The sequence below is a fragment of the Okeania sp. genome, from assembly GCF_983059655.1.
Genome location: NZ_CEZPJD010000484.1, coordinates 1 through 6,012, shown reverse-complemented (window position 1 = coordinate 6,012; position 6,012 = coordinate 1). Strand labels below are relative to the sequence as shown.

The 6,012-nt window shown below is 33.0% G+C and carries 5 protein-coding genes; 3 read left to right on the top strand and 2 right to left on the bottom strand.

Going from position 1 to position 6,012, the window contains the following annotated elements:
• Positions 1-357 precede the first annotated feature (357 nt).
• Both dnaN and AC3DU7_RS22365 read left to right on the top strand, forming a co-directional pair.
• Complete coding sequence (dnaN, locus tag AC3DU7_RS22370; protein WP_488041507.1) at positions 358-1,521, top strand: DNA polymerase III subunit beta; 1,164 nt, start codon at positions 358-360, stop codon at positions 1,519-1,521.
• Between the two features lie 912 nt (positions 1,522-2,433).
• The gene (locus AC3DU7_RS22365; RefSeq protein ID WP_488041506.1) at positions 2,434-2,994 is read left to right on the top strand and encodes a Uma2 family endonuclease; all 561 of its coding nucleotides are present in this window, start codon (positions 2,434-2,436) and stop codon (positions 2,992-2,994) included.
• A gap of 408 nt (positions 2,995-3,402) precedes the next feature.
• Here the strand turns inward: AC3DU7_RS22365 and AC3DU7_RS22360 are convergent, their stop codons facing one another.
• Together AC3DU7_RS22360 and AC3DU7_RS22355 are read right to left on the bottom strand one after the other, a co-directional pair.
• Positions 3,403-3,714, bottom strand: a complete 312-nt coding sequence (locus AC3DU7_RS22360; protein WP_488041508.1) for an RNA ligase family protein — start codon at positions 3,712-3,714, stop codon at positions 3,403-3,405.
• A 93-nt stretch (positions 3,715-3,807) separates the two neighbouring features.
• The gene (locus AC3DU7_RS22355) at positions 3,808-4,194 is read right to left on the bottom strand and encodes an RNA ligase family protein (protein ID WP_488041505.1); all 387 of its coding nucleotides are present in this window, start codon (positions 4,192-4,194) and stop codon (positions 3,808-3,810) included.
• A gap of 187 nt (positions 4,195-4,381) precedes the next feature.
• Between AC3DU7_RS22355 and AC3DU7_RS22350 the strand changes: the two genes are divergently transcribed.
• A complete protein-coding gene (locus AC3DU7_RS22350) occupies positions 4,382-5,734 on the top strand; it encodes an ATP-binding protein (RefSeq protein WP_488041504.1) in 1,353 nt (450 codons plus the stop codon).
• The last annotated feature ends 278 nt before the right edge of the window (positions 5,735-6,012 follow it).

The following is a 6,012-nucleotide window of genomic DNA, read 5'->3' as shown; positions in this document are numbered from 1 at the left end:
GTGTTCCCTTACAACTAAAATTTATTGTTTTAACCAAAAAACGTAGTGCTATAAACTGACACTGCAAAGGTAGCATCACCTCAAAAATATAACCTAATCCAAAATTTTCTTTCAAGCCAACATTGATTTTTTCCACAGGTTTTCCACAAGCTATTTATTTCTGAAAGCATTGATATAACTAATGATTTTTTAGAGTTTTCCACATTTTCCACAGATATTAATTTGATATTTTATTAGTGATATTTTTCATCCAATGCTAGATATCTAGATTCCTCAAGTTAAGAATGTTAGGATTTCAGCTTGAGGTAAGTTTTCTTAAAAAAGCCTCTTGTTCCTTATATAACTAGCTAAACTTCAATGAAATTAACTTGTACTCAAAGTGACTTAAATAGTAATCTTTCTCTCGTAAGTCGTGCAGTTCCCTCTCGCCCTAATCACCCAGTATTGGCAAATGTTTTATTAATAGCAGATGCAGAAAATCAGTGCTTAGAATTAACAGGGTTTGATTTAAGTTTAGGTATTCGTTCAAATTTTCCGGCAGTTGTAGAAACGGGTGGGAGTTTTACTTTACCTGCCAAATTATTTAATGATATTGTCTCTAGATTACCAGACGGTAATATTACTATTGATGATGATCAAGGGGAGGCGATCGCTACTCTTACTTCTACATCTGGACGTTATGAGGTTCGAGGTATGGGAGGAGAGGAATATCCAGAATTACCAAAAGTGGAAGAGGGAGAAGTTATACATTTACCACCGGAAGCTTTAATTAATGGTTTAAAGGGAACTCTGTTTGCCACAAGTCCTGATGAAACAAAACAAGTGTTGACGGGAGTACATTTAAAAGTACAAAAAGATGGTTTAGAATTTGCAGCAACTGATGGTCATAGATTAGCAATTGTTAAGACTGAAAGTGTTGCACCAGAGGGTGAATCAGAAGAAGAAGAAATTGAAGAAATTGAAGAGTTTGAAGTAACAATTGCTGCAAAGGCTTTACGAGAAGTTGAAAGAATGATTGGAATGCGTCAATCGTCTGAAGCTGTTGCTTTGAAATTTGATGAAGGTCAGGTAATTTTTGAGCTAGGAGAACAATGTTTAACTAGTAGAAAATTGGAGGGTCAATATCCAGCTTACGGACAATTGTTACCCGATCAGTTTACTAATCAAATTAATGTAAATAGGAAAGAATTTTTAGGAGCGGTGGAAAGAATTGCTGTTTTAGCTGACCAGAAAAATAATATTTTGAAGTGTTCTATTGATAGTGTTAATCAGGAGATTTCTTTGTCTGTAGATGCTCAAGATGTGGGTAGTGGTAGAGAGTCTATGGCGGCACAAATTTCTGCTGATGAACCGGAAGAAATTGCTTTTAATGTTAAGTATTTGATAGAGGGATTAAAGGCTATTCCATCAGCTTCAGAAATTTCAATTCAGTTAAATACTGCTACAAGTCCGGTGGTTTTAAATCCATTGGGTGGCGTGAAAATGACTTATTTAATTATGCCTGTTCAGTTGAGAAATTAGTTGCTTCAAGTGATTTTTAAATCGTAAGTTTATCGTGGCATATTGGATGATTTTATATATCTAAATTTGCCCGATTTTTTAAACCCAAATTCCGCACGAAAAAATGTAGCATAATACCAATTTGATAAATGTTTGCTACAAATAGCTAGGGTATTTATTAGAATCCATAATTCAGAATCCAGAATTCGTATGGAGATAGATTTAATACCATTTTTGATGTTGTAAATTATCTTTGTTCGTCAAATAGACTTTATTTGAAAGTTTATTTATGATTTTTATTATTCGTGACATTCTTTTTTCAAAATGGTATAAAAGGTGAGTAGTTAATAGTCAGTAGTCAGTAGTCAGTAGGGAATGATGCTGACTAATTGTCTGGGGTGTTTTAAGTATTTATATTTAATATTTTCCTGAGAATTTGACTTCTGAGAAAGCTCAATGAAGATAATTTTTACAGTATGAATACTGATCGAGATACCATTTTTATACTACTTTTGATATTATGAATTGACGTGCGGAACGTGGGTTTTAAGGGAGTATCTGCTAAAATATATTATTTATAACTCAATATACTCAAAAAGAAACCGGGTTTATATCCCTAATTAGGATTTGTTGAATAAAGTCTTTTTGCTCTTTGCAGGAGACAGGAGATAGGAGAAATGGGAATTTAGAGGAGGTAGGAGTTAAGAATTGTCTCTCAATTTTTCTGCCATAATCATCCCAAAATACTAGATTTTTGAGTTTTTTCACCACAAAAATGATACTTTTTTGCAACTCTAAAAAACTAAAATCAATATCAGTAAATACTTTTAGAATTAATCAGCAATTCCTAATTATTTCTCATCAGGAAATTTTCTGGTTCGACCCAGTTTCTGGGTAATTTATAATATTTATCAACATCATTAAAGGGTAATTATGTCTGTAAAATTAAAACGGCGACTATTTACTGTTAAAGAATACGATCTAATGGTTGAAGCAGGTATTCTTAAAAACGATGACAGAGTAGAATTAATAGCAGGAGAAATTATTCAAATGGCACCTATGGGTTCGCGTCATGCTGCTTATTTAAGACGCTTAAATCGAATTTTTAATAAACTATTGTACAGTCAAGTCATAGTTGACACTCAAATTCCCATCCAGTTAAATGATGAGAGTGAACCTGAACCAGATTTAATTTTATTACAATTGCGTGATGATTTTTATGAAGAAAAACATCCCCAACCAGAGGATATATTTTTATTGGTAGAGGTGGCAGATTCAACTATTAAATATGACCGAGAAATCAAGATACCTTTGTATGCTGAAAATGGAATTTCTGAGGTGTGGCTGATAGATATTAATCAACAATTAGTAGAAGTTTATCGGCAAGCAAAAGGGAATAGTTATCGGGATGTACAGCAATTTTTTCGAGGAGATATTTTAACTATTGAAGCTTTTGATGATATTAATTTAACTGTGGAGCAAATTTTGGGATAATGTTTATTTCTGAAATCATATCAGTAAATTTTTGATTTTGATAAAGAAACAAACTTAAATGTTTTGAATGTTTATGCTTGTTTTTTTTTCTAACTTACAACCCGGGTGCATCTCAATTTTGAATAAAGCCAAAAATTTATCGCTTTTAGGCAACAGGGAACAGGCAACAGGCAACAGAGAATATATAAGAAAAAAGTATTTTTGTACATAAGAAATACACCCTATTCATCCCTATTTCTTGAGTACAATTACTTATCGCTTAATTGAGATGCACCCTACAACCCTAATTAACTTGTCAAAAAATATAGCTAGGAAAGAATTGCTTAGAACATTGACTAATGATGAATCTTAGACTAGAAAATGTTTTTCTAACTGTTCCCTATTCCCTGTTCCCTGTTCCCTGCTATATCAACAAAAGTCTTTATATTTAATCTTAGTTATTACTCGCTTTCCAGCACGATTAAACAATTCTTGCTGAGGTTTCATAATCAAACCTTCTGCTATAAATTGTTTATTTTCTGTTATGCGAGAAGTGAAACCTTGTTTAGCAAATTCTACTGCTTTATCGAGGGAACCAATACCAACTATTGGTACAATTTTAATACCAAGCATTTCTGCTATTTCTTCAATATTTTCTCTTGTCAACCACCATTGCCCAATCTTAATATCAAACAATATAAAATTAACACTATCTGGTAAATAATTGCCTCCTTTATGAATCCCTTTACCGAAAAATTGTGGGTATGTGCCTCCCCTTTTAAGGGGATAAAAAAAGAATATATTCCTTATTTCAAGCCTCTTGCTTGACCTTTGTCATGCTCCGCAAACAGCCTTAGGTACTGATAACTGATAACTGATAACTGATAACTGATAACTGAAATGACCGTAGCCTTCACCATATAAACAAACTTCTGTTTGTTCTTGAAATACTCCACTCATTTTATCTACGGTAAATTGATTTTGCAGTACTTCTAATAATGATGCACGAATTTGAGAATTATCAGTTCTACCTCCAAATTTAACTGACTCACCATCCCACATTATTCGGATGTTAGTACCGTCTATTTTTTCTGTCCAAACCCAGTCAATATTTTTGAGTAATTCAAATTCTGGTCTAGCAAATTTACCTAACAGTAAATTTTTATAATTACTGTCAGGATTTCTCAAAAAAACTGTTTGAATTTTATGGTATTCACTCATTCTTTCATCCCTAACTTTAAATGTAGTTTTATTGTAACATAAAGACAAAAGAGTTATGTATTGAGGGCTGACTGATGAAATCTCCAAGCATTTTATAGATAAAGGTTTTATATGAAGTAACATTAATTAAGGAAGGTAGGGACGTTGCATGCAAAGTCTTTACCAGGACTGATAATTTATAACTGAAATGACAAATAAAAAAATAGACATAGAAGAACTGATAACAAATCTCTACAACTCCTTCGATCCATTTCAACCATTACCCGCAGGAGACCCTCTTTATGTTGACTGTAAAAAAGTTCGAGGAGATGGAGATGTTTTAGTAGATTTAGGCAGAAAAATTAAGCGTTCAAAGAGGATGACTTGTCAACTTTATGCTGGTCATCGAGGGGCAGGAAAATCGACGGAATTACTTAGACTTAAACAATATCTGGAATCACAGAAAATATTTGTGGTTTATTTTGCTGCGGATGAACAAGATATTGATGCGGAAGATGCGGAATATACAGATATTTTACTGGCTTGTACTCGTCATTTATTGCAAGATTTAAAAGACGCTGCTGAACCTAATTATGTAGTTAATTGGTTAAAAGATCGTTGGCAAGAATTGAAGGATTTAGCTCTGACAGAAATTGATTTTGAGAAGGCAACTATTGATGTAAAAATATCTGCTTTTGCTAAACTTACAGCAAATTTAAGAGCAGTACCAACTCTACGTCAGCAAATTAGGCAGAAAATTAATCCCCACACTGTTACTCTGATTAAAGTTTTAAATGAATTTATTGATGATGCTAAGAAAAATTTACCTAATGATTGTACAGAATTAGCAGTAATAGTTGATAACTTAGACCGAATAGTGCCTGTTATTCAAGAAGATAAACGGACTAATCACGACCATATTTTTATAGACCGCTCCGAACAATTAAAAGCATTAAACTGTCACATTATTTATACTGTTCCTATTTCTATGGTCTATTCTCATAGAGCAGCAGATTTGAGAGAATTTTATTCGGCTCCCCAGGTTTTACCGATGATTATGGTGCAGAAACCTGATGGTAGTAAATATGAACCAGGATTTAATAAAATTAAGGAGTTAATTATCAAGCGAGTGGAAAGATTTGCTCCTAATATTTCCCTAGAAACTGACTTATTTGATAGTGAGGAAACTTTGAATCAACTCTGTATAATGAGTGGGGGTCATGTGCGGAATTTATTGTTATTAATTCAGTCAGCTTTTGACTATACGGATGATTTACCTATTCCGAGAAATGCTATCCGCAGGTCAATTACAGATGCTAGAGATATTTATCGGAAAACTGTGGATGATAATCAATGGATAAGGTTAGCTGAAGTGGCATTTTCTAGGGAAGTTCCTAATGATGATAATTACCGTAGTTTAATGTTTAATCGCTGTATTTTGGAATATTGTTATTATGATGATGAGGGAGAAAAGCGACGTTGGTATGATGTTCATCCGTTGATTAAGGGGACTCCTGAGTTTAAGAAAGCTGTTGAAAGTATTAGTCAGAAAGTTCAGTAGTATATGGAATTTTTTCTACTATTGCTTATAGAGCAATCATTAATTCATTTTCTGAAGCACCATAACTTGAGAGGTGAGTAGGGAAATTTTTCTACTATTGCTTATAGAGCAATCATTAATTCATTTTATGAAGCACCATAACTTGAGAGGTGAATATGGAATTTCTCTACTATTGCGCATAGAGCAATCATTAATTCATTTTATGAAGCACCATAACTTGAGAGATGAGTAGGGAAATTTCTCTACTATTACGTATAGAGCAATCATTAATTCATTTT

What these genes read in the sequence shown, in the direction of transcription:
- dnaN (WP_488041507.1), top strand. Translation starts at nt 358, where the DNA reads ATGAAATTAACTTGTACTCAAAGTGACTTAAATAGTAATCTTTCTCTC.
- AC3DU7_RS22365 (WP_488041506.1), top strand. Translation starts at nt 2,434, where the DNA reads ATGTCTGTAAAATTAAAACGGCGACTATTTACTGTTAAAGAATACGAT.
- AC3DU7_RS22355 (WP_488041505.1), bottom strand. Translation starts at nt 4,194, where the DNA reads ATGAGTGAATACCATAAAATTCAAACAGTTTTTTTGAGAAATCCTGAC.
- AC3DU7_RS22350 (WP_488041504.1), top strand. Translation starts at nt 4,382, where the DNA reads ATGACAAATAAAAAAATAGACATAGAAGAACTGATAACAAATCTCTAC.